Here is a 25,994-nt window from a genome sequence, read left to right as displayed (position 1 = left end):
GACCGCACTTGCCACGGCCGCCCAGCGCAGGCGCCTGGCCATGTCGGGCAGGTCGCTGCGTCCCCAGCGTGCCAGTGGGGCGGCGCCCATCAGCAGCACGGCGGGGGCCATCAGCGGTACGAACACCTCTTCGAAGTACTCGGGGCCGACCGATACCTTGCCGAGGTCCAGCACGTCGAGCAGCAACGGATACAGCGTGCCGAGCAGCACCGCCGAGGCGGCCACGGCCAGCAGCACGTTATTGGCCAGCAGGAAAGACTCGCGCGAGGTCAGGTTGAAATCGGAGCGCTGGGTCAGGCGGGGCGCGCGCCACGCGAATAGCGCGAGCGCCAGCCCCGTGACCAGTCCCAGCAAGGTCAGGATGAAGATGCCGCGCCGGGGATCCACCGCGAACGCGTGGACCGAAGTGAGCACGCCAGAGCGGACCAGGAACGTGCCGAGCAGGCTCAGCGAGAACGTGAAGATCGCCAGCAGAGCGGTCCAGGCGCGGAACGCGCCGCGTTTCTCGGTGACCGCCAGCGAGTGGATCAGCGCGGTGCCGGCCAGCCAGGGCATGAACGACGCGTTCTCCACCGGGTCCCAGAACCACCAGCCGCCCCAGCCCAGTTCGTAGTAGGCCCACATGCTGCCCATCGCAATACCGATGGTCAGGAACATCCAGGCCAGGATCGTCCACGGGCGCGACCAGCGTGCCCAGGCCGCGTCGAGCCGGCCTTCGAGCAAGGCCGCCACCGCAAATGAGAACGCCACCGCGAAGCCGACGTAGCCCATGTACAGGAATGGCGGATGGAACACCATGCCGGGGTCCTGCAGCAGCGGATTGAGGTCGCGCCCCTCCATCGCGCGGGGCAACAGACGCAGGAACGGATTCGAGGCGAACAGCACGAACAGCAGCAGTCCGGTGCTGATGGCCCCCATCACGCCGAGCACGCGCGCGACGAACGCCAGTGGCAGGCGGCGGCTGAAGCCCGCCACGGCCATCGCCCACAGCGCCAGCATCAGCGACCACAGCAGCATCGATCCCTCATGGCCGCCCCATACCGCCGCCATGCGGTAGATCAGCGGCAGCGCGCTGTTGGAGTTTGCCGCCACGTAAAGCACGCTGAAGTCGTTGTCGACGAAGGCGTATGTCAGCGAGAGGTAGGCCGCGATCAGCAGCATGCCATGCAGGAAGGCGGCGGGCCGTGCAAGGCACATCCAGGCAACATTGCCGCGCGCCGCGCCCACCATCGGCAGCGTTGCCAGCACCAGCGCCACGAGCATGGCCAGGATCAGTGCGAAGTGGCCCAGTTCCGGATTCATCGCGTTTTTTCCGTGGGGTTGTCCGATGCGGCGCGTTTGAGCGCGTCGGCGGCTTCGGGCGGCATGTAGTTTTCGTCATGCTTGGCCAGGATTTCGCTGGCGACGAACGTGCCGTCGCGATCGAGTGCCCCGCGTGCCACGACGCCCTTGCCCTCGCGGAACAGGTCCGGCAGCAGGCCACGGTAGACCACGGGTATGTCGTGGCGCGTATCGGTCACGATGAAGCGGATCGTCAGGTTCTCAGGATCGCGCTTCAGCGAGCCGGGGGCGACCAGGCCGCCGAGACGAAAATTGCGTGATGCCGGCGCTTCGTGCGCGGCCACCTGTGTCGGGCTGAAGAAGAAGACGAGATTGGAGCGAAACGCATTCAGTACGAATGCCAGTGCCGTGCCGCCGCACAGCAGCGCGGCCAGCAGCAGACCGAGGCGACGTTGCCTGCGCGTCATCGGCGCGACCTTGCCCGCAGGCTGTTGCGGCGCCGCGCGCGAAGCAGGATCAGTTCCGCGGCGATTAGCACGAAGGTCATGCCGAAGGCGCTTGCGATATAGCCGGCGTGTCCGGCCAGCATGTCGAGATTCAGCGTGCTCATGGCATGGTCTCCAGGGTGCCGGCGTCGATCTCGCCGCGCTCGCGCAGGATGCAGCGCAGGCGCACCAGCGCCACGCCGATCGCGTACAGCCAGCACGCCACCGTCATCGTCAACATCCCGGCCAGCATCGTGGCCGCCATGGTTGGCGCGGCGGTCAGGCTGACCGATGCGCCCTGGTGCAGCGTGTTCCACCACTGCACGGAAAAGTAGATCACTGGCACATTCGCCACGCCGACCAGCGCCAGCACGGCGCAGGCACGTTCGGCGCGACGTGGCTCGTCGATGGCTGCCTCCAGCGCCATGTAGCCGAGGTAGAGGAACAGCAGGATCAGCTCCGACGTCAGCCGTGCGTCCCAGACCCAGTACGTGCCCCACGTGGGTTTGCCCCAGAGTGCCCCGGTCCACAACGCGATGACCGTGAACATCGCGCCTGTGGGCGCCAGCGCCGACGCCATCATCGAGGACAGCCGCGTGCGCAGCACCAGCGCCAGCGCGCACCAGCCCGCCATGACCACGTAGATGAACATCGACATCCACGCTGCCGGCACGTGGATGAAGATGATCCGGTAGACCTCGCCCTGCTGGGCATCGGTGGGCGCCACCACGAATCCAAGGTACAGGCCGAGGGCCAGGAACAGCGCCGCAACGGCGAAGCACCAGGGCGCAAGCCGTCCGGCGAGCGGGTAGAAGCGCACTGGCGCGGCGAACGCCAGCCAGCGCGCCCGCGCGGTGCGTGGGGAACGGGCGTTGGCGTCGAGGGGAAAGTCGCGCTGCATCGTGTCACTCCATGGCGATGCGCAAGCCTGCCGCCGTGGCCAGCGGACACAGGAACAGCGATAGCGCCAGGCAGGCCCCGAGTAGCGAAAACTGCGGGATCACGTCGAGCCCGGCATCGGCCGCCGCGCCCGCGCTGGCGCCGAACACCAGCACAGGAATTGACAGCGGCAGCACCAGGATGCACAACAGCACCGCGCCACCGCGCACGCCCAGCGTCAATGCCGCGCCAACGGCCCCGATCAGGCTAAGGGCAGGGGTTCCCACCAGCAGCGAGGCCGACAGCAGCAGCGCGGAGCCGGCCGGCAGGCTGTATTGCTGGGCCAGCAGCGGCGTCAGCACGAGCAGCGGCAGGCCACTGGTCAGCCAGTGCGCGCCGATCTTGGCCAGCACGAGCAGGGCCAGTGGGTGGGGCGACAGCAGGAGCTGGTCGAGACTGCCATCCTCGTGTTCCTGTGTGAACAGCCGCGACAGCGACAGCATCGACGCGAGCAGCGCCGATACCCACAGGATGCCCGGCGCCAGCGCGCGCAACTGCTGCGGGTCCGGGCCGATGGCCAGCGGAAAGAGACTCGTGGCGATGACGAAGAAGACCAGGCTGGCAAGCAGCCCGGTGCGCCGCCGCCATGCGATCGACAGGTCGTGCGCGATGATCGTGCCGATGGCCTGAATCATGGCGAACCCGCGTCTCTGGCGAGATCGAGCACGGCACCCTCGGCGGGCAGCCGCTGATGCGTGGCAATCACGGCGATGCCGCCCCGATGCAGGTGTTCGGCGAGCAGCGTGTGGAAGCGCTCGGTCGATGCATCGTCGAGCGAAGTCAGCGGTTCATCGAGCAGCCATAGCGCGCGCGGCGCCAGTGCCAGCCGGGCCAGCGCCACGCGGCGGCGCTGTCCTTGCGAGAGCGTGCGCGCTGGTGCATCGGCGACGCGATCAAGGCCGAACCTGGCAAGTGCATGGTGCATGGCTTCCGCATCGGGCTGCTGGCCAGCCATGCGAGCGGCGAACTGAAGATTTTCGAAAGCGGACAGATCGGGGTAGATGCCGTTGACGTGGCCAAGGTAGGCAACCTGCGCGAGATAGTCGGGGTCTCCGGCCCGCACCGGGCGGCCTCGCCAGTACAGGTCGCCCTCGGCGGGCGGCATCAGGCTGGACAACACGCGTAGCAGGCTGGTCTTGCCAGCGCCGTTTGGGCCCATCACCTGCAACAGGTCGCCGGGCGCCAGGGAAATACCGAGGCCGCGGAAGATAGCGCAATGGCCGCGCCGGACGCCAAGCTCGCGGGCCTCCAGTACCGCGTCGGCCATAGGCTATTGCTCCTCGGCCTTGGAGATGTCAGGCAGATGGTGGGCAATCCCCTTGTGGCAATCGATGCAGGTCTTTTCCTTGTTGGCCAGATAAGTCGAGTGCATGGCCTGCGCGCGCGGGCTCTGGCGCGTGAAGTCCATCGACTGGTAGTCGTGGCAATTGCGGCATTCGAGCGAATCGTTGGCCTTGAAGCGGGCCCATTCGTGCTGCGCCAGCTCCAGCCGGTGTGCCTGGAATTTCTCGCGCGTGTCCACGGTGCCGAAGATCTTGGCCCAGACCTCCTTCGACGCCTGCATCTTGCGCGCCATCTTGTCGGTCCAGTTGTGCGGCACGTGGCAGTCCGAGCATTTGGCGCGCACGCCGCTGCGGTTGGTGAAGTGGATCGTGCCCTGCAGTTCCTGGTAGACGTTGTCGCGCATCTCGTGGCAGCCGGTGCAGAATTGCTCGGTGTTGGTGAGTTCCAGCGCCGTGTTGAACGCGCCCCAGAACACCACGCCGGCGATGAAGCCGCCCAGGGTCAGGAATCCCAGGCTGAAGTAGGCACTGGGGCGGTTGATGGTATGCCAGTAGCGCTTGATCAGGTCCCACATGATCGGTCACCGTCGCCTGGTTATTTGGCACCCTTGGTGCCGCCACTGCGTTTGAGGATCGCGTCCACATCGACGAACGTGTTGTTCACCAGCGGCTTGGTATCGGCCTGCGGCACGTGACATTGCGTGCAGAAGTAGCGCCGTGGCGAGATCTCGGCCAGCACGTTGTTGTCACGATCCATGTAGTGCGTGATGCTGACCGGAATGGCCTGTGTTTCCTCCGTGCGCGTGCGCGCGTGGCAGAACATGCAACGGTTGAAGTCCTTGTCGAGCTGGTAGCTGTCGATCTTGTGGGGGATCGTCGGCGGTTGCATCGTGTAGTTGCGGGTACGGCGGATGTCCTTGTTCTCGGTCGGGAACAGTATTGGCGGCGAGGTCTCGTTGGCCACCGGCGTGGGGCCACGCATCGAGTCCACCAGGCCCTGCGCGCGCGCCAGCGGCACGCCGAGCAGCATGACCACCAGCATGAGGACCAGCAGGGGCAGGGGGACCCAGGATCGGCTTGGCAACATGGCGTGTCCTCCTGTACTCATACCTTGACGATCTTGACCGCGCACTTCTTGAAGTCGGTCTGCAGCGAGATCGGGCAGGTTGCATCGAGTGTGACCTTGTTGATCAGCTGGCTGGCATCGAACCAAGGCACGAATACCAGACCGCGCGGCGGCGCGTCGCGTCCGCGGGTTTCGATGCGCGTGCGCATGCGGCCGCGCCGAGAGACCACTTCCACTTCCACCCCGCGCCGCAGCCCCAGCGCCTTGGCGTCCTCCGGATGCATGAAGCACACCGCATTCGGGAAGGCGCGGTACAACTCCGGCACGCGCCGCGTCATCGAGCCGGAGTGCCAGTGTTCGAGCACGCGGCCCGTGGCCAGCCAGAACGGGTATTCCTTGTCCGGGGACTCGGCCGGCGGCTCGTAGGGCAGGGCGTAGATCACGGCCTTGCCGTCAGGGTTGCCGTAGAACTGGAAGCCGGTACCCGCCTTCACGTACGGGTCCGAGCCTTCGCGATAGCGCCAGCGCGTCTCCTTGCCGTTGACCACCGGCCAGCGCAGGCCGCGTGCCTCGTGGTACATGTCGAACGGCGCCAGGTCGTGGCCGTGGCCACGGCCGAACGTCGCGTATTCCTCGAACAGGCCCTTCTGGACGTAGAAGCCGAACGTCTTGGACTCGTAGTTGTTGTAGTCGGACGCGGTTTCCTTGAGCGGGAATTTGTCGACCTGGCCGTTGCGATACAGCACGTCGAAGAGCGTCTTGCCCTTGTACTCGGGTTTCTTCGCGATCAGGTCCGCCGGCCAGACGTCCTCGACCTTGAAGCGCTTCGAGAATTCCATCAACTGCCAGAGATCGGAGCGCGCCTCGCCCGGGGCGTCCACGAGCTGATGCCAGAACTGCGTGCGGCGTTCCGCGTTACCGTACGCGCCTTCCTTTTCCACCCACATCGCGGTGGGCAGGATCAGGTCGGCCGAGAGCGCGGTGACCGTCGGGTAGGCGTCGGAGACGACGATGAAATTCTTCGGATTGCGGTAGCCGGGCAGGGTCTCCTCCATCATGTTGGCCGCAGCCTGCATGTTGTTGTTGACCTGCACCCAGTATGCGTTGAGCTTGCCGTCCCTGAGCATCCGATTTTGCAGGACGGCATGGTAGCCGGGCTTGTCGGGGATGGTCCCCGGTGGCAGCTTCCAGATGCGTTCGGCTTCCTCGCGGTGCTTGGGATTGGTGACGACCATGTCGGCCGGCAGCCGGTGCGAGAACGTGCCTACCTCCCGCGCCGTGCCGCAGGCGGATGGCTGCCCTGTCAGCGAGAACGGGCTGTTGCCCGGCGTGGCGATCTTGCCCGTCAGCAGGTGAACGTTGTAGGCCATGTTGTTGACCCACGTGCCGCGCGTGTGCTGGTTGAAGCCCATGGTCCACAGCGACATGACCTTGAGATTCGGATCGGCATAAAGCTCGGCCAGTTGCTCGAGCTGCTTCTTGGGCACGCCTGAGAGCTTGCTGACGTAGTCAGCATCGTATTTCGAGACGAACTTCGCGAAATCGTCGAACGTAATCGGCTTGGAGTCGTTCGGGTTGCCGGCGTTCTTGGCCGCCTTCTGGAGCGGATTGTCCGGGCGCAGGCCATAGCCGATATCGGTCACGCCTTCCTTGAACACCGTGTACTTGTTGACGAAGTCTTTGTTGACCTTGTTATTGCGGATGATGTAATTGGCGATGAAGTTCAGCATCGCCAGGTCGGTCTGGGGCTTGAAGATGACCGGGATATCGGCCAGGTCGAACGAGCGGTGCGTGAACGTGGACAGCACGGCCACGCGGGTCTTGGGGTGGCTCAGGCGGCGGTCCGTGATGCGTGTCCACAGGATCGGGTGCATCTCCGCCATATTGGAGCCCCACAGCACGAAGACGTCGGCGGCCTCGATGTCGTCGTAGCAGCCCATCGGCTCGTCCATGCCGAAGGTGCGCATGAAGCCGGTCACGGCCGATGCCATGCAATGGCGCGCGTTCGGGTCGATGTTGTTGGAGCGGAACCCCGCCTTGTACAGCTTGGAAGCGGCGTAGCCTTCCCATACGGTCCACTGGCCGGAGCCGAACATGCCTACGGCGGTCGGACCTTTCTCCTTGAGCACGCGCTTGAACTGGGTCTCCATCTCGTCGAAGGCGCGATCCCAGCTGACTGGCGCGAATTCGCCGTTCTTGTCGTACTTGCCGTTCTTCATCCGCAGCAGCGGCTTGGTCAGGCGGTCCTGCCCATACATGATCTTCGACAGGAAGTAGCCCTTCACGCAGTTCAGGCCCTTGTTGACCTCGCAAAGCGGGTCGCCCTGGGTGGCCACCACCCTGTTGTCCTTGACCGCGACGGTCACGCCGCACCCCGTGCCGCAGAAGCGGCAGGGCGCCTTCGACCATTTCAGTTTCGTGACTTCGCTGTCCGTCACGAAATTGGCCGCATCCGTCGGCAGCGAGACGCCCGCCACCGAGGCCGTGGCGGCGATGGCTGTCTGCTTGATGAAATCACGGCGCGTGAGTGGCATCGGAGATCTCCTCGTTCATGGCGGCGGCATCTTCGTTGTGCTGGTAGACCAGCGTGGCGGAAAAGACGCCTTCGAGTTGATGCAGACAGGTGAGTTGCGCGGCGATGGCGCGCGAGCTGGGCGCTTCCGCGGTGACGACGATCTTGCCGGCGTCACTGATTGCATGGATCTCCAGGCCAGTCATGGCCTCGATGGCCGAGCAGACGGCATCGAGCTTTTCCGGGTTCGCGTACACCATGATGCCGGCGATATGCCACTCTTCGCCGGCCGGCACGGGCACGATGGGAATGGACACTCCTGATGCTGGCATGGCAGGGGACTCCAGCTTTTCGGCTGCTCAGGCTAGCTTCGCAGCCTTGTTATGGCCCGGGCATTGGACCAAAGGCCAATCCTGAATGGCAATATTCAATGGGTTGGCGGTCCGCTGATCAACTGGCTCATCCAGACGATGAAGCCATAGCCGGCCACGACGATGATCGAGAGCACGGGCACCATCACGGCGGTCAGAAACAGGAAGCTGCGCAGCTCTTCCGTTTTGCGTTGGGGGTCTTCGACGCTGCCTGATTGCATAGCGGCCTCTGGTTATGTACAGGCTTGCCGGACTTTGCGCCGGTTATGCGTACTTATTAAAGAAACCATTAAGCGAAGTGTCAAGGCGGCCACACGCGGTGGTCACGCCGCTCCGACGGCGGTGGAATATATCAAGACGTGATCTGATGCGTGACCGTGACCGTGGCCTGCGCGAAGGCGCTGAAGATGGAAAAGCGTGGTTCTGGTACCTTCGACGGAGATCGCCGTGCCCGCCGCCGGCCCTACCATGCCTATCGCCGGTAAAGCCATGCAAAGCAAAGATCACTGGGAGACTGTCTACGCGACGAAGCCGCCAACAGAGGTCAGTTGGTATCAATCTGCGCCGACGTTGTCACTCGACCTGATCCGCAAGCTCGATCTGCCAGCGGACGCCACCATCGCCGACATTGGCGGAGGTGCCGCGACGCTGGTCGATCATCTTTTGTCACAGGGATTTCATCGCCTGGTGGTTGTCGATCTCGCCGGCCATGCACTGGCCGCCGCGCGGGACCGTCTGGGCGCGCGGGCGGCCGGCGTGCGCTGGATCGTTGGCGATGTCACCACGCCGGTATTGCCTGAAGCGTCCGTCGATCTCTGGCATGACCGTGCCGTATTTCACTTTCTGACTGAGTCAGAGGATCGCGGGGCGTATGTGGCGCAGGCCAGACGCGCGGTCCGGCCCGGCGGTCACCTGATCATCGCCACCTTCGCGCTGGACGGGCCCACGCAGTGCAGCGGCCTGCCGGTGGCGCGATACGACGTCGCAGGGCTGCGGGCCGAATTCGCCCCCGCGTTCGATCTCGTCGCGCACACCACGGAGACCCATACAACCCCGGCGGGGCACACGCAGTCATTCCTGTACTGCCACTTCGTGCCTCATCCTTCGGCCTTGATGCCCGACTGAGCCACGAGCGTCTGCCAGACCTGCTGGTCGCGTCGGAGCAACGCGGCGAACTCCTGCGCCGTCGTGCCTCTGGGCAACATGCCGCTGTCAATCAGCATCTTCGAACCGGCAGGCGTCCTGATAATCGTCGCAAGCTCGTTCGATAGCCGCTGCACCAGTGGCGCCGGCGTCCGGGCCGGCGCCAGCATGCCGATCCAGCCGATGGACTCGAAGCCGCTGAGCCCGGCTTCGGCGAACGTCGGTACATTCGGCATTGATGGCACGCGCGACCGGCCCAGTGTTGCCAGCACCTTGATGCGGCCGGCATCGCCATAGGTCTTGGCCATCACCGTGGAGACGAAGCCCACCGGCAACTGGTTGGCCAGCAGATCGCCAATGGCCGCCGTATCGCCCTTGTAGGCGGCATGGACGATATTGATACCGGCCTTGCGCTTGAGCAGTTCACCGTACAGATGGCCAGTGGAGCCGACCCCCAGGCTGCCATAGGCGGAGCCGGGATGTTTGCGGGCCCATTCGACGTACTCGGGCAGTGTCCGGGCCGGGGTGGCATCGCTGGCCACCAGGACCTGCGCGGCATCCGCCACGAGAGTGAGCGCTTCGAAATCGGTCAGCGGGTTGTACAGCGGCTGGGGCTGAATCAACGGGCTCTGGATCAGGGCGGTGTTCGTGAACAGCAGCGTGCGGCCATCAGGCGCGGCGGTGGCAACAGCGGCGGCGCCGATCATGCCAGCCGCGCCCGGGCGGTTGTCGACGATCACGTTGGTCTTCAGCGCGGTACCGAGCTTGTCCGCGATAAAGCGCGTGATCGCATCGGTGGAGCCGCCGGGCGGATAGGGCAAGACGATGCGGATCGGGCCGGTGACGGCCTGCGCCAACGCGGGGCGGTGCAGCGCGAGGCCGCCGAGCATCGCGGCGGAGAGCTTCAACAAGTGGCGTCGCTGGGTGTTCATCGTTGTCTCCAATGTTCTCTTGGTCGTGTCGGGGCGCGGTGGCAGGCTGTCCGCCCGCCTCTTATTCGTCCTGCTCGAACTGTTTCTGCAGTTCCCCCTTCTTGACCTTGCCCGTTGCCGTCATCGGCAACTCGTCCACCACGCGGATCTCGGGCACCTTGTAGGTCGCCATATGCTCGCGGCACCATGCCGTCAGCGCCTCGGCCGACACATCGTCATGCCCGGGGCGCAGGCGGATGAAGGCCACCGGCACCTGGCCCTTGTCCCGATCGGGACGTGCGACCACGGCGGACCCGAGTACGGCGGCATGACGTCCGAGCAGGACTTCCAGTTCGGACGGGAATACGCTCATGCCGCGCACCTTGATCATCTCCTTGCGCCGTCCCAGGAAGTGCAGGTAGCCCGCATCGTCATAGGCGCCGATATCGCCTGTCCGGAACCAGCCGTCCCGGAACACCTCGGCATTGGCGTCGGGGCGGCCCCAATAGCCTTTGAGCAGCGAGGGCGTGGTGACGACAATCTCGCCTTCCTCGCCAACGGGCAGCGTCACGCCGGTTTCGAAGTCGCAGATCTTGATGCGCGTGCCCGGAACTGGCAGACCGACAAAGACTGGCCGGCCGTGCAGGTCCATATCGTCTGTCTGCATCCCCGTGGTGAAGGTGTCGCTCGTGTGCGTCTCCGTCATGCCCCAGGCGCCTTCGGCCACGACGCTGCCGGTCAGCGCGCGCCACTGGCGGCGCAGGTCCACGGTCAGCTTGCGGATGAACGATGCCACGCGCGTATGTTGCAGCGAGCGCATGTCGTGCCGTGCAAGTTCGGGGTGCTGCAGTAATTCCACAAGGTTGTCGACGACCATGAAGGTGCGATTGACGCGGTAGCGGTCCACGGCGGTCATGACGGCGAGGGGGTCCCAGCGCGCCAGCAGCACCAGCGTGGCGCCGCTGAAGATCGGATAGATCAACCCGAGGTTCTCGCCAGCAATCCAGAACATCGGCAGGAAGTTCAGCATCACGTCCGACGACGGCAGCTTTGCATCCTGGTCTTCGCGCCCGCTGGTGACCGCCAGCGTGGCGGCCGCCGTGTAGATCATGTCGCGCTGGGTATGCATGCATCCCTTGGGCATACCGGTGGTACCACCCGTGTAGTTCAGCGCGGCCAATGCGTCGAGATTCACGCTCACATCGCGCACGTTTCCCGTGCATGTCTGGATGGCCGCCATCAGGTCGATCGTGCCCGCGTGCGCCACGGGCGCGGCGTCGAGTCCAGCCGGAACCGGCAGCGTGGGATGCGCGGGCAGGAATTCGCCGGCCGATGTGCTGAACACGGTTTCCACGCTGGTCTGCGGCTTCACCGTCATCAGCATCGGCACAAGCGTGTCGAGCGCGATCACCATGGTCGCACCGGCGTCGTTCAGCTCGTAGGCCAGTTCGTGTTCCTTGAACAGCGGATTCACGGGCACATAGACGGCGCCAAGCTTGAGAATCGCGTAGAACACGATGTGGAACTGCGGACAGTTGCCCAGTAGAACGGCCACGCGATTGCCGGGGCCGATGCCGTGGCCCCGCAGCAGTTCCGCGCAGCGCTCGCTCAGGTCGTCGAGTTCGGCAAAGGTGATCTCGCTGCCGTAGTAGATCAGCGCGGGCCGCTCAGGCTGGATGCGCGCCCATGCGCGCAGGGTCTCGCCAAGGCTGATCTCGCCGTGTGGATACTGCGGTGAGGTGGGCAGGCCGGCGGGCCAGATGCGGCGATGCCGCGCTTCAAGATCTGCGAAGAAAGCTGCGTCTTCCATCGTGTCTCCAGGAGTATTTGCTCCGCGCTCCGGCACGGCGGGAGCGGAGTCAGGGGGCAGTTCAGTCAATGCGGTGGCTACCACGCATCCACGTAGCGTCGGGGCGCCTCGTCTCGTGGGGCGGCATCGAGCCCGGCCAGCAACCAGCGCCGCGTTTCGGCCGGATCGATCACTGCATCGATCTCGAGCCCGGCTGCGGCATTGATCGCGTGTCCGCGCTCGTACATCTGCGCCACGAGCTGCTGGTAGAGGGCGTCGCGTTCGGGGCCAGCCGGCAGCACTTCCAGCTCCTTGCGGAAGCCGAGACGTACCGCGCCTTCCAGTCCCATGCCGCCGAACTCGCCGGTTGGCCAGGAGATGGTGAACGCCGGCGCGCGGAAGCCGCCCGCAGCCATGGCCATCGCGCCCAGGCCGTAGCCCTTGCGCAGCACCACGGCCATGAACGGCACGCGCACCTTGGCGCCCAGCACGAACAGGCGGGACACATGGCGGACCTGCGCGCGGGCTTCGATCTCCGGGCCGACCATAAAGCCCGGCGTATCGATCAGCGAGACGATCGGCAGGCCATGCGTATCGCACAGCTGCATGAATCGCGCGGCCTTGTCCGCGCCGTCTACGTCGATGGCGCCACCCAGGTGGCGCGGGTTGTTGGCGACGATGCCCACGGGTCGGCCTTCGATACGCGCCAGCGCGGTATGCACGCCAGTGCCATAGCCCGCGCGCAATTCGATCACGCTGCCAACATCGGCAATGCCCTGGATCGCGGCACGGGTGTCGTAAACGCGCAGGCGGTTCTCGGGCACCACGCCGCGCAGCATCAGGGCGTCGGGCGCCTCCCAGTCCTGCGTGCGGCCCTGGAACATCGACAGGTAATGCTTCGCCGCGCGCACGGCCTCGGCTTCGTCGTCGACAAGCAGGTCGACCACGCCATTCTGGTACTGCACGGCGGCGGGGCCGATGTCCTCCGGACGATACACGCCAAGGCCGCCGCCTTCGATCATCGCGGGGCCGGCCATGCCGATGTTCGCGTCGCGCGTGGCGATGATCACGTCGCTGCAGCCGAGCAGGGCCGCGTTGCCCGCGAAGCACCGGCCAGCGGCGATGCCGATCACCGGCACCTCGCCGCTCAGCGCGGCAAATGCGGCGAAGGACGGTTGGTAGAGGCCAGCAACGGTGGGAAAGTCCACATCGCCGGGGCGTCCGCCGCCGCCTTCCGCGAAGATCACGGTTGGCAGCTTCTGTTCGGCGGCCACCTGCAGGATGCGATCTGTCTTGATGTGGTTGCGCTTGCCCTGCGTGCCCGCCAGGACCGTGGCGTCGTACGCCAGCACCGCGCAGCGCGCGCGCTCCGGTGCGAATCGGGTGCCGTTGATGCGGCCGGTGCCGGTGATCAGGCCATCGGCCGGCGTATTGGCGATCAGGTCCTCGGCGCTGCGTCGGCTGGCCTGCGCGGCTACCGCATAGGCGCCGTACTCGACGAAACTGCCTGCATCGCACAGATCAGCCACGTTCTCGCGCGCGGTGCGCTGGCCGCGCGCATGGCGTTTCGCCACCGCGTCCGGCCGCGCGGCATCATCGAGGAACGCATTGCGATCGCGCACACGCTGCAGATCGGGGCGGATCGCGTGTGGGTCTGCCGCCTCGCTGCGGTGATGCGCGACGCCGGCGTCAGCCACCGGCTCCAGCACGAGCAGGATTTGCCCTTCGACAGTCTGCCCGGTGGCACCGACGCGCACATCGATCACACGCCCCGCGCACTCGGCCGCGATGGTGTGCTCCATCTTCATCGCGTCGAGGATCGCCACGATCTGGCCCGGTTGCACAATGTCGTCTTCCTGAACGCGCATCTCGACCACGCGCCCGTTCATTGGCGCGCGCACTGCAACCAGTCCTTCGTCGATGGCCTCGGCAGTAGCGGTCGGCACCGGCACAGGCACGGGGGCGGTCTGCGTGATACCGATGGAAGCCTGTCGCGCTGCGTCACTGGCCGCCACGCGTTGCGCGGCGGTCAGCAGTTCCGGAAGGATCGCCTCGAAGTGACGCGTATGGACGTGCTGCGTCGCGAAGTCTTCGCGTGCCACCAGGGCGCGCAGCAGGTCGAGGTTGCTTGGCACGCCGTCAACACGGAACTCACCGAGCGCACGCCGCACGCGCCGCACCACGTCTTCGAAACGGGGCGAGGCGGTGCTCACGATCAGTTTGGCCAGCAGCGAGTCATAGCCTGCAGGCGGCGCGTAACCGGTGTAGCCGTGGGTGTCGACGCGAACATCCGGCCCGGTAGGCGGATCGAAGCGTTCGAGCCTTCCCTGCGCCGGGCGCGCCTGGCCCTGCGCATCGGTGGCCTCGGCATTGATGCGTAGCTGAACAGCGAAGCCCCGCGCTGTCGGCGGCGCGGCGGGGTCGAGACCCAGGTCGCGCAGGCTCCGGCCATCGGCAAGGCCAAGCTGGAGGGCAACGAGATCGAGACCCGTCACCTGTTCCGTGATGGTGTGCTCTACCTGCAGACGGGGATTGGCTTCGATGAACACGAAGCCGTGGGGCGTGCCGGCGTCGTCGGTCTCCACCAGGAACTCGAACGTGCCCAGGCTGCGGTAGCCGGTGTGCCTTGCGATTCTGCTGGCGGCCTGCACGATGCGATCGCGCAGGGTGGGTGTCAGCACCGGGCTCGGCGCGATTTCCACCAATTTCTGGAAGCGGCGCTGTAGCGTGCAGTCGCGTTCGCCGAGCGCGATGATCTCGGTCCCATCGCCGATGATTTGCACTTCAATATGGCGCGCGCGTTCGACCAGCCGCTCGGCATAGATCGCTTCGATGCCGAAGGCGCTGCGGGCTTCCGACTGGCAGCGCGCGTAGGCTTCGGGCAGCGCTTCGGCATCGCGGACGACGCGCATCCCGCGTCCACCGCCGCCGCCCACGGCCTTCAGCACGATGCCATTGCCTTGCTGCGCCGCGAAGAACGCGCGGACGTCGTCGAGCGAAGCGCCACCGGGGGTGGCCGGCATCACCGGCACATCGCACTGCGCGGCCAGTTCGAGCGCGCGGCCCTTGTCGCCGAACAGGGCAAGCTGCTCGGGCGTGGGGCCGACGAACGTGATACCTGCTGCCGCGCATGCCTGCGCGAAGTCGGCACGCTCGCTCAGAAAGCCGTAGCCGGGATGGATCGCATCGCAGCCAGCGGCGCGCGCCGCGCCGAGAATGGCGTCGATATCGAGATAGGCGGCCGGACCATTGCCGGGTAGCGCGATGGCTTCATCGGCAAGCTGGCGATGGCGCGATTGAGCATCGTCGGTGGCGTACACCGCGACAGTGGCAATGCCGAGATCCTGCGCGGCGCGTTGAACCCGCAGCGCGATTTCGCCGCGGTTGGCAATCAGAAGCTTTTTCACTGGCTCGATTCCGTGAGGGATGGATGCGGTACCGCCCGGATGCAAGCCAGAATGTAAGGCGCGTGCGTCAAGCTTCATGCACCCATGGCGCAAGTTTCATGGCGGCCATGCATCGGCTGTATAGCCGCAGCCGCCCTGCGGAATTGCTGCCTGGAGCCGCCTGGAGCGGCCTTGTGGCCGCCGCGCCTAGTCGCCTGCGATTCGCTGCGCTGCAGCGATAAAGCGTTGCACATGGCGATCGTCGGTGTCCTGCTGCGTGGCCAGTGCGATGCCGATACGTGCCGCGGGGCGCGGGCTGGACAGGCGCAGAAAGCGCACGCGCCGGTTCGTGTAACGCGCCGCCACGCCCGGCACCAGCGCCACGCCTAATCCGCTTTCCACCAGACTGACGATGGTCTGGACCTGCACCGCTTCCTGCGCGATGCGCGGTACGAAACCGGCCTGCTGGCACAGCAGCATCGCCACGGCCTGCAGGTTCGGCACATCGGCACGGGGATGCATGATGAAGGGCTCGTCGGCCAGTGCCTTCAACGCGATGCTCTCCTGCTCGGCAAAACGCCCGTCGGCCGGCACGGCCGCCACGAAGGCGTCGGACTCGAGCGGGGTCAGCGTATAGGGGCCGCTGTTGAGGATCGGAAAGCGTACGAGTCCGGCGTCTAGCTGGCCGTGTTCGATGCGGTCCAGAATCGCGGCCGACGTGGATTCGTGAAGGATCAGGTCGATGCCAGGGTGTGCCGAGCGGAAGGCCGGGATGAGACGGGGAAGCAACGCATAGGTAGCGGAGCCGACAAAGCCGATACGCAGCGCGCCGCGTTCCCCAAGCGCCGCAGACACCGCTGCGGCCCGCGCCTGGCCGGCATGGAACAGGGCCCGGCGCGCATCGTTGAGCGCCGCTTCGCCCGCCTGGGTGAGCCGCACGCCGCGCGTGGTGCGCACAAACAGCGGCGTGCCCAGTGATTCCTCCAGCTTGCGGATCGAAATCGACAACGGGGGTTGCGCCATGTGCAGGCGCTCGGCGGCGCGATGGAAGTTGCCGGTTTCGGCCAGCACGACGAATTGCTGGAGCTGACGTAGATCCATGATGATATCCAATGAATATCGGTTGCTAAAAATCTAATATTAGACGCAATGGGGCCGGCTGCCTTAATCTTGGCCGATCAATACATCGAATCAATACAACAGGAGACACGGTATGCTGCCTCTGTCCGGCATCCGCGTGGTGGATCTGTCGACCGTGGTGATGGGTCCTTACGCCAGCCAGTGGTTGGCCGATCTTGGCGCGGAAGTCATCAAGGTGGAAACGCCCGAAGGCGATTCCACGCGCCGTACCGGCCCGGCGACCGAAGACGGCATGTCCGCGATCTTCCTGGGCGTGAACCGCAGCAAGAAGAGCGTGGTGCTGAACCTGAAGCGCCCGGAGGCGCAGGCGGCGCTGCACCGGCTGCTGGCGTCGGCCGATGTTTTCGTCCACAGCATGCGGCCGCAAAAGCTGGCGAAGCTGGATCTCGATCCCGCCAGCGTCATGGCGCGCCATCCGCAACTGATCTTCGTGAGCCTGCTCGGTTTTGCCGAGGACGGCCCGTACGGTGGCCGTCCCGCGTATGACGACATCATCCAGGGCCTGTGTGGCAACGCGGCGCTGATGGCCGCGCAGACCGGCACCGTGCGCTATTTCCCGACCATCTCGGCGGACAAGACCAGTGGTCTGGTGGCCGCGCTGTCGATCTCGGCTGCGATTGCGGGCCGGGCGCGACAAGGCGGAAAGGGCTCGATGGTCGAAGTGCCGATGTTCGAATCGATGGTGGCCTTCAATATGGTCGAGCATCTGTACGGGCAGCACTTCGAGCCGCCGCGCGGGCCGTCCGGCTATCCGCGTGTGCTGGCACCGCTGCGCCGGCCGTACCAGACCGCGGACGGCTACGTCTGCATGATGCCGTACACCGACGCGCACTGGCGTGACTTCTTCCAGGCGTCGGGGCGCGAGGACCTGGCTGCCGACGCGCGTTTTACCGATATCGCCGCCCGCACGCGCCATATCGAAACGCTCTATGAAATCACTGGCGAACTCGTGCGCGCGCGCAGCACGGCGGACTGGCTGGCCATCTGCGAGCGGCTGCAAATTCCGGTGGCCCGCGTGAACGACCTTCACGAACTCGTTGACGATCCGCACCTGCGCGCGACCGGTTTCTTCGACCAGATCGAAGATCCGTCGATGGGCACGCTGCGTTTTCCCGGCGCGCCAGTGCGCTTCGATGGCGAACGCGCGCGCGCGGCCGTGCCGCCCAGGCTTGGCGAGCACACGCGCGAGATTCTTGCCGCCGCCGGACTTGGCGACGACGAGATCGACCGGCTGCAATCGAATCAGTAGGCCCCGCATCCATCACCGAATTCCCGAGGAGACACCATGACGACTTCACAACCGCAACGCCTGGGCCAGGGCTTCTACTGGCAGGACATCCGCGAAGGGCAGGTTTTCGAGACCTTTAGCCGTACCGTTACCGAGACCGATCTGGTCAACTTCATCTCGGTCACCGGGATGCTCGAAGCGATCTTTATTGAAGAAGGTTACGAGGCTGGCGCCATCAAGGGACGTCCGGTGCCCGCCGCGCTGACGTACTCGCTGATCGAGGGCTTCATCCTGCAAACGATGATCCAGGGCACGGGGCTGGCGATGCTCGAGCTGACGCAGAAGATCCTCGGTCCGGTGGTGGTGGGTGACACGATCCATGCCAGGATCACCGTGACTGGCATTCGTCCGACGTCGAAGAGCGGTCGCGCCGTGGTGGATTCGTCGATCGAGGTGTTCAATCAGCGTAACGAGCTGGTCATGACGTACACGGCGCGACGCCTGCTGGCGGGCCGCTGATCCGGTGGCGTAGCCGCTTTCGCTGTACTTGCCGTACTTGCCGTACTTTCTGGAGGAGACAACCATCATGCCGACACAGAGCAAAAAAGCCGGGCATTCCATTCGTTCGATTCTGCTTGCCGGTTGCGCCTTCGCGCTGACGGCGGCCGTCGCGCTGGCCATTAAGCCGGCCATGGCGGGCGAGTTTCCGGATCATCCGATCCGGCTCGTCGTGCCGTTCCCGCCCGGCGGACCTACCGATCTGGTGTCGCGCGTGATTGCGCGGAAGATGTCCGAGGAGATCGGGCAACAGGTCATCGTAGACAACCGGCCCGGCGCCAACGGCAATATCGCCGGCGAGATGGTGGCCAAGTCCCCGGCTGACGGCTACACGGTGCTGTACAACACGTCGTCGATCGCTTTGAGCCCGGCGCTGTACAAGAAGCTGCCCTATGACGTGAAGCGTGACTTCGCGCCGGTGGCGATGACCGCGATGGTGCCGCTCGTGCTGGAAGTCAACGCGCAGGTGCCGGTGCGCACCGTGCCGGAGTTCGTTGCCTGGCTGAAGGCCAATCCGGGCAAGATGACCTATGGTTCGGCGGGCAACGGCAACGTCACGCATCTGGCGGCTTTCTTGTTCCTGCAGGCCAACGGGCTCGACGCCGCCCATGCGCCGTACAAGGGCAGCGCCCCGGCACTGACCGATCTGGCCAGCGGGCAGGTGCAGTTCATGACCGACACCATCAACTCGTCGCTGCCGTTTATCCGCGACAAGCGGATGCGCGCGCTTGCCGTCACCAGCAGCGCGCGCAGTTCGCAACTCCCGGACGTGCCGACGCTGGCCGAGTCTGGCATGCATGGTTTTGAAGTGGGTGCGTGGCAGGGCATGATGGTGCCCGCGAAGACCTCGCCGGAGATCATCAAGAAGCTCAACAGCGCGGCGCTGAAGGCGCTTGCGGCGCCCGATGTGCGTGCCAGCCTGGCGCTGCAGGGCGCGGAGGTGCGGGCGTCGAGCCCGGAGGCCTATGCGAAGTACGTGGCATCGGAAATCGACCGTTGGCACAAGGTGGTCAAGGACACCGGCGTGACGCTGGATTGAAGCAGCATCAGGCGCTCACCGGGCGCTTACGGAGGTACCGTTTTGAGTTCACTGTTTGGCACGTTCTCGCTGACATCCCTGCCGCCTGAGGCGTTGGCGTTCCGGCGCGAGGTGAAGGCATTCCTGGCCGAGCATCTGCCGGATCTTCCCGCCGATGTCCGCGCGCGATCGTGGATGGGATTCGACGCCGCGTTCAGCCGCGCGCTTGCGCAACGTGGGTGGGTTGGCGTCACGCTGCCAGCGCGGTTCGGCGGTGCGGGGCTCGATGCGTTCTCGCGCTTCGTGCTGGTGGAGGAACTGCTCGCCTGCGGCGCGCCGGTTTCCGCGCACTGGATTGCCGATCGCCAGAGTGGCCCGTTGATCCTGCGCTACGGCAGCGATGCCCAACGCGAGTTCTATCTGCCGCGTATCTGCCGGGGCGAGGCGTTCTTCTGCATCGGCATGAGCGAGCCCAATTCGGGGTCCGATCTGGCCAGCGTGGCCACGCGTGCGGTGCCGCAGCCAGGTGGCGGCTGGCGCCTGAACGGCCGCAAGATCTGGACGACCAACGCGGATCGCTGCCACTACATGCTCGCGCTGGTGCGAACGTCGGGCGAGGCTGGAGACCGGCAGAAGGGGTTGTCGCAGGTGATCGTTGACCTGTCCCTGCCGGGCGTGACGGTTCGGCCGATCCATGATCTGAGCGGTGATGCGCATTTCTCGGAGGTCAGCTTCGAGGACGTGCTGCTGCCAGCCGACGCGCTGATCGGCAACGAAGGCGCGGGCTGGGAACAGGTCAACGCGGAACTGGCATTCGAGCGCAGCGGCCCCGAGCGGCTGTACTCGAGCGTGGTGCTGCTCGATGCCTGGGTGGCTGCGCTCCGTCGTCTGCCCGCAGTGCGCCGCGATGCGGTCACGATCGGCGGGATCGTCGGCCGGCTGGCGACGCTACGGGCGATGTCCGTGGCCGTGACGGCGCGGCTGGCTGCCGGAGAAAGCCCGTTGGTGGAGGCCGCATTGGTCAAGGATCTCGGCACCGGCCTGGAGCAGTCGATCGGCGCGTTGGCCGAAGCGGCGCTGGGCGATGATCCGGAGCTGGCGATGGATGCGGAGCTGTATCGCACCGCTGCCTATGTCAGCCAGATTTCGCCAACCTATTCGCTGCGCGGTGGTACGCGAGAGATCCTTCGCGGCATGATTGCTCGCGGCCTGGGCCTTCGCTAAGAGGCGCTATCAAAAAGATTCTGGCGTCGTTGCGCGGCCTTGGCCGATCCACTTGTACTGTCTGCGGCCGCGCGTCTAGCCAGAACCGCTTCGCTTCATTTTGATAGCGCCTCTAAGGGACACAGGGATGCTGGGACGCTAGTGATGCTGAGGGACGCTTAAGGGATTAAGGAAGCACCATGTACAACGAATACTCGGAAGCACTGGAAGCGCTACTACGCGATCACTGCACGCCCGCTGTCGTGCGACAGATCGAGTCCGGCGGCAGCGGCGCAGATCTCTGGCGCTTGCTCGATGACAGTGGTTTCGCGGACAGCTTGCTGCCGGAAGCCGGATTGAGCCTGGCGGACGTCGCGCCGATGCTGTTCGTGATGGGCCGGCATGTGCTCCCGGTGCCGTTGGCGCAGACGATGTTTGCGCGTGCCGTGCTGCGGATGGCGGGCGTAGGTGTGCCGGAGGTGCCGGAGGGACCGATTGCGCTGGCCGATCTCGACGGCGCGCAACGCACGCACGTGCCGTGCGGCGCTACGGCAACGTGGTTTCTGGTGCAGGACGGCGCCCAGGCGGCGCTCGTCCATCGCGATGCCGTGGCGCTTTCGCCCACTGGCGTGAGGGATGACCTGACGCTGTCGCTCGGGGGATGTGCCGCGCCACGCTTTCCATTACCGGCTGGGCTGTTGCGTTCGGTGGGCGCGTGCCTGCACGCGGTGCAAATGGCGGGTGCAATGTCGAGCGTATTCGACTTGACGCTGCAATACGCCAACGACCGGGCGCAGTTCGGTCGCAACATCGGCAAGTTCCAGGCGATCCAGCATCAGATCAGCGTGATGGCGGAGCAGGTGGCGGCGGTGCGTATGGCGGCACAGATCGCTTGCGCGGCCGACGGCTGGCAACCTGACCGGCTGCGTGCGGCCATCGGCAAGTTCAATGCGAGCGATGCGGTGACGGCCGTGACGTCGATCGCCCACGCGGTGCATGGCGCGATTGGTGTGACGGCGGAGTACGACCTGCAACTCTGCACGCGCCGGCTGCACGCGTGGCGGTTGGCGGATGGGTCGGAGCGGTACTGGGCGCGCGAACTTGGCGAGGCGACCTGTGAGGCCGACGGCCTGACCGTGGACCTGATACGCGAGTGGAGCGGCGAGGCAGCGTAGCCGCAGGGACGGCGATGGCCCTCTCCCCGCGGGAGCAGGCCGCCGCCGATCCCTGGTGTGCTTTACACGATCGTGTCGACCACACCGCCGTCGACGCGCAGGGCCGCGCCGGTGGTGGCGGACGCCTGTGGCGAGCAGACGTAGACGATCATGTTGGCCACTTCCTCGACACTGGCCGCGCGCTGGATGATCGACGTGCTGCGGTGTGCCTTGACGAACTCGGCCGCCACTTCCTCGGCGCTCTTGCCGGATTTCGCGATTTCATCCTTGAGCATGGCCGTCACGCCTTCGGATAGCGTCGGGCCGGGCAGCACGGCGTTCACCGTGACGCCGGTGCCTGCCATCCGCTTGGCCAGACCGCGCGAGACCGCCAACTGCGCGGTCTTGGTAAAGCCGTAGTGGATCATCTCGACCGGAATGTTGATGCCAGACTCAGAGGCGATAAACACGATGCGGCCCCATTTGCGCTCGGCCATGCCCTTGGCATAGGCGCGCGAGAGGCGTACGCCGGACAGCACGTTGACGTCGAAGAAGCGTGTCCAGTCGCTGTCCGGAATATCGAAGAAATCCTTTGGCTCGAAGATGCCGAGGTTGTTGACGAGGATGTCGACAGCCGGGTGGGTCTTGACGAGGGTGTCGCAGACGGCAGCGTCGGTCAGGTCGCCTGCGAATCCGGTGGCCTGGGCGGTGGGATAGGATTTCTTCAGCGATGCCAGCGCGTTGTCGACCGAGGCCTGACTACGGCCGTTGACGATCACGTGGGCGCCAGACTCGGCCAGTCCGCGCGCCGTGGCAAAGCCGATGCCGGCGGTGGAACCGGTGACCAGGGCGGTCTTGCCCGACAGATCGATGTTCATGGCGACTCCATTTCGTTGGAAGGTGAGCCCTTGGCCGCTACGGCAGGGCAACCCGTCAAGTGTATGAAGCCGCCGGCGAACTGCAAGCCGGGCCTGTGGAATGCTGCGTTCCGCCCGTGAAAGGAAACGGCAGTGAAACGGGAACTGCGCCGGGGTCAGGCGAGCCACCGGCGGGTGACGTGGCCAGCCCTTGTTTGCCGGCTATTCCTTCACCGTGCCGGCCACATGCAGAATCCGGTTTCGCACCACGGCGATTGCCTGCTTGAGGGCGTAGACGTCCTGAAAATAGCGCTGCGGCATCCGTATCTGACTGGCGTGCGCATCGATCTGCTCGATTTCCTCGCGCCACTGCGCAATCTGGTGCCGCGTCGGCCGCTCGCTTTTCCAGATTTCATCTTCCAGCGCCTTGATCTCCCGATACCAGACCACGAGCCGGCCTTTGATCCGCGACTCCGCGAAGCGCGGCAGGGCCTGCAACAGGCCCAATAGCAGGGCCATGAAGGGGAGCAGGATCAGCAGCCGTCTTTCGACAAAGCTGGCCAGCCAGAAGGGCAGGTATCGCTGCAGGAAAGGACGCCCCGACTTGAAGAAGCGCGTGCTTTCCTCCGAAACGGGGAACTCGTTGGTGTTCAGGTTGGGAAACGTGCCGAGCGGCGTGAAGTAGTCTTCGCCGCCGTGGACGGTCTTGGCGGCTTCCAGCAGCAGGTACACCAATGCGGGGTGCATGGTGTCCTTGGATACGAGCAGGGCCTTGGCGGCCAGCAACGTGACGTCGGCCTGCGGAAGATCGTTGACGATGCTGGTCGAGGCACGCGGGAAGACAATCTTCGAGAGCGAAGGGAATTTCTGCACCAGCGCATCAGCCTGGGCGAAGCTCATCAGTTTCAGGTCGCTGTTCAATAGCGTCTGCTGCATCTCCGCATCGGGCCTGCCGATGAAGAACGCGGCGTCCACCTGCCCATCCTTGAGGCCCTGGTAGGCCGCATTGGCGTCCATTTGCAGCAGCGTGGTATTGGCAGCGGTAATGCCGCTATGCGCGAGCAGGATCCGGGAGACTTCGAGTAGCCCGCTGCCCGGAACGCCAATGGAGACTTTCTTCCCTTGCAGTTGGGAAAGCCGATCCATCCTGGCGGCGCCGCGATAGAACACCCAGATCGGTTCATAGGCGACGGCGGCAATGGTCTGCAGCCCGTCGGTATCGCTCGGGCTGACCGTGCCCGACTGGATGAACCCCACCTCGTACGCACTATCCGGATTCTTCAGCCGTTCGTAGTTCTCGATCGAACCGGAAGAACTGCGGATCTCGAGCTTGATGCCGTCGCGTTTCAGGATGGCCGCGTAGCGATCCGCGAAACCTTGATAGATGCCCTTGTCCGCGCCGGTGGTGATGATGATCGTATGCTGGATGGCGGGCCGGATGACAGCTACCAGTGACCAGCCAAGTGCAACCAGCAGCAGTAAGCCTCCAGCAATAAGAAGTCGCCGGCGGCCCGCCGACATGGGCGGATTCTGACTGCGGCGAAGCGCCGGATCGCGCCTAGACATTGGTCACCCGATAACAGAAAGAAAGCACTCCCGCTGCAGCAACGCCGAGTATCGCTGATGACATGGCGAGTTTTGTAATTTTTGGATTTTCTACGATACCAGATTGTTGTATCGCGGCTCAAACGACCTCACTCGGCAGCTCGATCCGGGAGCAAGAAAAAAGGCCGCATGAATGCGGCCTTCTCTTCGTGCGATGCCGCTCAGTGGAAGAGCTTCATTGCCTGGGTGATCGTGTTGGATACGCCCCAGACCAGCGGCACCAGCACATACAGCCAGAAGATGGCCAGCAGGCCTTTGCTGGTGGGGTGGGCTTTCACTTGTGAATTGTCCATGTGCATCTCTCCGTCGGGCGGTCAGTGGGCTGCGCTGGCATTGCCGGCAAGGCTGGATACATCGGCTTCGCTCATGTGGTGCCTGTCGCTGACGCGCGCCACCAGCAGATTGCAGATGAAGCCGACCACGAGCAGGGCCGCCATGATGTGCAGTGTCATCGTGTATGCGTCGGCGCCGGTCACGCCGTGCGCGACCTGGTACTCGCGGATGTAGTTCACGAGCACCGGGCCGGCGATACCCGCGGCGGCCCAGGCCGTCAGCAGGCGACCGTGGATGCCGCCCACGAAGGCGGTGCCGAACATGTCGGCCAGGTAAGCCGGGATCGTGGCGAAGCCGCCGCCGTACATCGACATGATCACGCAGTAGGCCAGCACGAAGAGCGCGATGTTGCCGCTTGCGCCAAGCTGTGGCACCAGCCAGTACAGGACAGCGCCCAGCGCGAAGAATACGAAGTAGGTGTTCTTGCGGCCGATCCAGTCAGAGGACGAAGCCCAGAAAAAGCGGCCGCCCATATTGAACAGCGACAGCAGGCCAACGAAGCCGGCTGCTGCTGCGGCGGTCACGCTGCCCTTGAAGCTCTCCTGAATCATCAGCGATGCCTGGCCCAGCACGCCGATGCCGGCCGTCACGTTCAGGAACAGCACCAGCCACAGCAGGTAGAACTGGGACGTCTTCAGGGCCTGGTCGATGTGCACGTGATTACGCGTGATCATCTTGCTGGCGGTGGTGGGCGGGGTCCAGCCAGCCGGCTTCCAGCCCGGGGCGGGCACACGGATGGCCAGCGAGCCGATCAGCATCGACACGAAGTAGCCGATGCCCATGACCACGAAAGTCTGGGCCACACCGACCGACGTAGCGGTCTTGAAGGTGTTCATCAGCGCCACGGACAGCGGCGCGGCGATCATCGCGCCGCCGCCGAAGCCCATGATCGCCATGCCGGTGGCCATGCCGCGACGGTCCGGGAACCAGCGAATCAGCGTGGACACGGGCGATACATAGCCCAGGCCCAGTCCGATGCCGCCCAGCACGCCGTAACCGAGATAGAGCAGGGCGATCTGGTGCGTGTAGATACCCAATGCGGAGACCAGGAACCCGCTGCCAAAGCAGCAGGCGGCGGTGAACATCGTCAGGCGCGGACCCACGCGCTCGAGCCATTTGCCGGCGAATGCAGCGGAAATGCCAAGGAAGAAGATCGCCAGCGAGAAGATCCAGCCAAGCGTGGTCAGTTTCCAGTCATCGGGCGCTGACTCGGTAATGCCGATTACCCTCGATAGCGGTACGTTGAATACCGAGAATGCATAGGCCTGGCCGATGCAAAGGTGAACCGCCAGCGCGGCGGGCGGGACCATCCAGCGGGAAAATCCCGGCTTGGCGTAGGTCGCTTCCTTGGAAAAGAACGGGGCCGGGCCATAGGCCGGGCTGCTGCCTTGATTCATCACACTGCTCATCGAGCGTTCTCCAGACGAGGGTCCTGGGCAACCGTTCCGCTTGCAGCATGGCGCGCCGGCGGGTCTGGGTGGCCCAGCCGGTTGACCCGTCACGCCGCGGTCGGATTACCCCCAGATGTGTCGACGCACCGGGTGTTGGACATATTTATGGCCCGGACTGGTCGACGCTTGCTACCACACTACAAATCGGAAATGGGATTGCGCTGCGGGTAATGGCGCCGCGGCAACTGGCGCGAGCGAGTGCCGGCGGATCCGGCAGTCGGTGTGGCGAGAGACGCGAGGCGTCCCGGGATGAAATGGCTCATTATTTTTCCGTCGGGGCG

At 65.2% G+C, this 25,994-nt stretch carries 25 protein-coding genes; 6 read left to right on the top strand and 19 right to left on the bottom strand.

Translation table 11 applies throughout. From position 1 onward, the window contains the following. The 11 genes from D769_RS09475 to napE form a co-directional block, all read right to left on the bottom strand. Positions 1–1,302, bottom strand: a 1,302-nt coding sequence (locus tag D769_RS09475) for a heme lyase CcmF/NrfE family subunit (RefSeq protein WP_008644370.1), incomplete at its 3' end; no start/stop codon positions are given. After that, positions 1,299–1,748, bottom strand: coding sequence for a cytochrome c maturation protein CcmE (ccmE, locus tag D769_RS09470; protein ID WP_008644369.1), 450 nt, complete (start codon positions 1,746–1,748; stop codon positions 1,299–1,301). The genes ccmE and D769_RS09475, both read right to left, overlap by 4 nt. Then, positions 1,745–1,891, bottom strand: a complete 147-nt coding sequence (ccmD, locus tag D769_RS30955) for a heme exporter protein CcmD (RefSeq protein WP_008644368.1) — start codon at positions 1,889–1,891, stop codon at positions 1,745–1,747. The genes ccmE and ccmD overlap by 4 nt, the downstream gene beginning before the upstream one ends. Beyond that, positions 1,888–2,667, bottom strand: coding sequence for a heme ABC transporter permease CcmC (gene ccmC / locus D769_RS09465; RefSeq protein WP_008644367.1), 780 nt, complete (start codon positions 2,665–2,667; stop codon positions 1,888–1,890). Before ccmC ends, ccmD begins: the two co-directional genes overlap by 4 nt. A gap of 4 nt (positions 2,668–2,671) precedes the next feature. After that, complete coding sequence (gene ccmB / locus D769_RS09460) at positions 2,672–3,340, bottom strand: heme exporter protein CcmB (RefSeq protein WP_008644365.1); 669 nt, start codon at positions 3,338–3,340, stop codon at positions 2,672–2,674. Then, positions 3,337–3,972 (bottom strand): cytochrome c biogenesis heme-transporting ATPase CcmA, encoded by a 636-nt coding sequence (ccmA, locus tag D769_RS09455; protein ID WP_008644360.1) that lies wholly within the window; start codon positions 3,970–3,972, stop codon positions 3,337–3,339. The genes ccmB and ccmA overlap by 4 nt, the downstream gene beginning before the upstream one ends. A gap of 3 nt (positions 3,973–3,975) precedes the next feature. Beyond that, entirely contained in the window at positions 3,976–4,563 is a 588-nt protein-coding gene (locus D769_RS09450; RefSeq protein WP_008644358.1) for a cytochrome c3 family protein, read from the bottom strand. A 20-nt stretch (positions 4,564–4,583) separates the two neighbouring features. Beyond that, positions 4,584–5,030: a nitrate reductase cytochrome c-type subunit gene (locus tag D769_RS09445; RefSeq protein WP_085959065.1), complete on the bottom strand. Its 447-nt coding sequence runs from the start codon at positions 5,028–5,030 to the stop codon at positions 4,584–4,586. 62 nt (positions 5,031–5,092) lie between these two features. Then, entirely contained in the window at positions 5,093–7,588 is a 2,496-nt protein-coding gene (gene napA / locus D769_RS09440; protein ID WP_008644355.1) for a periplasmic nitrate reductase subunit alpha, read from the bottom strand. Next, positions 7,569–7,898: a chaperone NapD gene (locus D769_RS09435; RefSeq protein ID WP_008644353.1), complete on the bottom strand. Its 330-nt coding sequence runs from the start codon at positions 7,896–7,898 to the stop codon at positions 7,569–7,571. The genes napA and D769_RS09435 overlap by 20 nt, the downstream gene beginning before the upstream one ends. A 95-nt stretch (positions 7,899–7,993) precedes the next feature. Continuing rightward, a complete protein-coding gene (gene napE / locus D769_RS09430) occupies positions 7,994–8,158 on the bottom strand; it encodes a periplasmic nitrate reductase, NapE protein (RefSeq protein ID WP_008644352.1) in 165 nt (54 codons plus the stop codon). A gap of 226 nt (positions 8,159–8,384) precedes the next feature. Here napE and D769_RS09425 point away from each other — a divergent pair, with 226 nt between their 5' ends. Then, entirely contained in the window at positions 8,385–9,062 is a 678-nt protein-coding gene (locus tag D769_RS09425; protein WP_241227848.1) for a class I SAM-dependent methyltransferase, read from the top strand. Here D769_RS09425 and D769_RS09420 read toward each other — a convergent pair. From D769_RS09420 to D769_RS09405, 4 genes are all read right to left on the bottom strand, one after another. Then, positions 9,035–10,012 (bottom strand): tripartite tricarboxylate transporter substrate-binding protein, encoded by a 978-nt coding sequence (locus tag D769_RS09420; protein WP_008644349.1) that lies wholly within the window; start codon positions 10,010–10,012, stop codon positions 9,035–9,037. The two genes, D769_RS09425 and D769_RS09420, sit on opposite strands and share 28 nt — an antisense overlap. A gap of 61 nt (positions 10,013–10,073) precedes the next feature. Further along, a complete protein-coding gene (locus D769_RS09415) occupies positions 10,074–11,801 on the bottom strand; it encodes an AMP-binding protein (protein ID WP_008644348.1) in 1,728 nt (575 codons plus the stop codon). A gap of 77 nt (positions 11,802–11,878) precedes the next feature. Continuing rightward, complete coding sequence (locus D769_RS09410) at positions 11,879–15,187, bottom strand: carboxyl transferase domain-containing protein (protein ID WP_008644347.1); 3,309 nt, start codon at positions 15,185–15,187, stop codon at positions 11,879–11,881. Between the two features lie 186 nt (positions 15,188–15,373). Next, positions 15,374–16,267: a LysR family transcriptional regulator gene (locus D769_RS09405; RefSeq protein WP_008644346.1), complete on the bottom strand. Its 894-nt coding sequence runs from the start codon at positions 16,265–16,267 to the stop codon at positions 15,374–15,376. Between the two features lie 112 nt (positions 16,268–16,379). Between D769_RS09405 and D769_RS09400 the strand changes: the two genes are divergently transcribed. The 5 genes from D769_RS09400 (at position 16,380) to D769_RS09380 (ending at position 21,488) form a co-directional block, all read left to right on the top strand. After that, a complete protein-coding gene (locus D769_RS09400) occupies positions 16,380–17,555 on the top strand; it encodes a CoA transferase (RefSeq protein WP_008644345.1) in 1,176 nt (391 codons plus the stop codon). A 36-nt stretch (positions 17,556–17,591) separates the two neighbouring features. Further along, positions 17,592–18,053, top strand: a complete 462-nt coding sequence (locus D769_RS09395) for a MaoC family dehydratase (protein WP_008644344.1) — start codon at positions 17,592–17,594, stop codon at positions 18,051–18,053. Positions 18,054–18,120: 67 nt separating this feature from the next. Next, the gene (locus D769_RS09390) at positions 18,121–19,131 is read left to right on the top strand and encodes a tripartite tricarboxylate transporter substrate binding protein (RefSeq protein WP_008644343.1); all 1,011 of its coding nucleotides are present in this window, start codon (positions 18,121–18,123) and stop codon (positions 19,129–19,131) included. A 42-nt stretch (positions 19,132–19,173) separates the two neighbouring features. Further along, positions 19,174–20,334 carry an acyl-CoA dehydrogenase family protein gene (locus D769_RS09385; RefSeq protein WP_008644342.1) on the top strand — a complete coding sequence of 387 codons (1,161 nt, stop codon included), beginning with the start codon at positions 19,174–19,176 and terminating at the stop codon, positions 20,332–20,334. A 179-nt stretch (positions 20,335–20,513) separates the two neighbouring features. Next, entirely contained in the window at positions 20,514–21,488 is a 975-nt protein-coding gene (locus D769_RS09380) for an acyl-CoA dehydrogenase family protein (protein ID WP_008644334.1), read from the top strand. A 62-nt stretch (positions 21,489–21,550) separates the two neighbouring features. On the opposite strand, the gene D769_RS09375 is transcribed toward D769_RS09380, so the two are convergent. The 4 genes from D769_RS09375 to D769_RS09360 form a co-directional block, all read right to left on the bottom strand. Then, positions 21,551–22,345 (bottom strand): SDR family oxidoreductase, encoded by a 795-nt coding sequence (locus tag D769_RS09375; protein ID WP_008644332.1) that lies wholly within the window; start codon positions 22,343–22,345, stop codon positions 21,551–21,553. 201 nt (positions 22,346–22,546) lie between these two features. Further along, positions 22,547–23,845, bottom strand: coding sequence for a TAXI family TRAP transporter solute-binding subunit (locus D769_RS09370; protein ID WP_008644330.1), 1,299 nt, complete (start codon positions 23,843–23,845; stop codon positions 22,547–22,549). A gap of 245 nt (positions 23,846–24,090) precedes the next feature. Beyond that, positions 24,091–24,222, bottom strand: a complete 132-nt coding sequence (locus D769_RS09365) for a hypothetical protein (RefSeq protein ID WP_008644328.1) — start codon at positions 24,220–24,222, stop codon at positions 24,091–24,093. 21 nt (positions 24,223–24,243) lie between these two features. Beyond that, positions 24,244–25,671 (bottom strand): OFA family MFS transporter, encoded by a 1,428-nt coding sequence (locus D769_RS09360; protein ID WP_008644327.1) that lies wholly within the window; start codon positions 25,669–25,671, stop codon positions 24,244–24,246. Between the last annotated feature and the right edge of the window lie 323 nt (positions 25,672–25,994).

Origin of the sequence: Cupriavidus sp. HMR-1, assembly GCF_000319775.1 — a bacterium.
Lineage (GTDB): Bacteria > Pseudomonadota > Gammaproteobacteria > Burkholderiales > Burkholderiaceae > Cupriavidus > Cupriavidus metallidurans.
The sequence above is the reverse complement of the archived record's forward strand: the minus strand, read 5'-3'. Positions and strand labels throughout refer to the sequence as shown.

Coding starts and splice junctions, on each gene's coding strand:
- D769_RS09435 (WP_008644353.1), bottom strand. CDS start 7,898: ATGCCAGCATCAGGAGTGTCCATTCCCATCGTGCCCGTGCCGGCCGGC.
- D769_RS09390 (WP_008644343.1), top strand. CDS start 18,121: ATGCCGACACAGAGCAAAAAAGCCGGGCATTCCATTCGTTCGATTCTG.
- D769_RS09405 (WP_008644346.1), bottom strand. CDS start 16,267: ATGGATCTACGTCAGCTCCAGCAATTCGTCGTGCTGGCCGAAACCGGC.
- ccmB (WP_008644365.1), bottom strand. CDS start 3,340: ATGATTCAGGCCATCGGCACGATCATCGCGCACGACCTGTCGATCGCA.
- D769_RS09365 (WP_008644328.1), bottom strand. CDS start 24,222: ATGGACAATTCACAAGTGAAAGCCCACCCCACCAGCAAAGGCCTGCTG.
- napA (WP_008644355.1), bottom strand. CDS start 7,588: ATGCCACTCACGCGCCGTGATTTCATCAAGCAGACAGCCATCGCCGCC.
- D769_RS09370 (WP_008644330.1), bottom strand. CDS start 23,845: ATGTCGGCGGGCCGCCGGCGACTTCTTATTGCTGGAGGCTTACTGCTG.
- D769_RS09380 (WP_008644334.1), top strand. CDS start 20,514: ATGTACAACGAATACTCGGAAGCACTGGAAGCGCTACTACGCGATCAC.
- D769_RS09395 (WP_008644344.1), top strand. CDS start 17,592: ATGACGACTTCACAACCGCAACGCCTGGGCCAGGGCTTCTACTGGCAG.
- ccmC (WP_008644367.1), bottom strand. CDS start 2,667: ATGCAGCGCGACTTTCCCCTCGACGCCAACGCCCGTTCCCCACGCACC.
- D769_RS09450 (WP_008644358.1), bottom strand. CDS start 4,563: ATGTGGGACCTGATCAAGCGCTACTGGCATACCATCAACCGCCCCAGT.
- D769_RS09375 (WP_008644332.1), bottom strand. CDS start 22,345: ATGAACATCGATCTGTCGGGCAAGACCGCCCTGGTCACCGGTTCCACC.
- D769_RS09445 (WP_085959065.1), bottom strand. CDS start 5,030: ATGCTGGTGGTCATGCTGCTCGGCGTGCCGCTGGCGCGCGCGCAGGGC.
- D769_RS09360 (WP_008644327.1), bottom strand. CDS start 25,671: ATGAGCAGTGTGATGAATCAAGGCAGCAGCCCGGCCTATGGCCCGGCC.
- ccmE (WP_008644369.1), bottom strand. CDS start 1,748: ATGACGCGCAGGCAACGTCGCCTCGGTCTGCTGCTGGCCGCGCTGCTG.
- D769_RS09420 (WP_008644349.1), bottom strand. CDS start 10,012: ATGAACACCCAGCGACGCCACTTGTTGAAGCTCTCCGCCGCGATGCTC.
- ccmD (WP_008644368.1), bottom strand. CDS start 1,891: ATGAGCACGCTGAATCTCGACATGCTGGCCGGACACGCCGGCTATATC.
- D769_RS09415 (WP_008644348.1), bottom strand. CDS start 11,801: ATGGAAGACGCAGCTTTCTTCGCAGATCTTGAAGCGCGGCATCGCCGC.
- D769_RS09400 (WP_008644345.1), top strand. CDS start 16,380: ATGCTGCCTCTGTCCGGCATCCGCGTGGTGGATCTGTCGACCGTGGTG.
- napE (WP_008644352.1), bottom strand. CDS start 8,158: ATGCAATCAGGCAGCGTCGAAGACCCCCAACGCAAAACGGAAGAGCTG.
- ccmA (WP_008644360.1), bottom strand. CDS start 3,972: ATGGCCGACGCGGTACTGGAGGCCCGCGAGCTTGGCGTCCGGCGCGGC.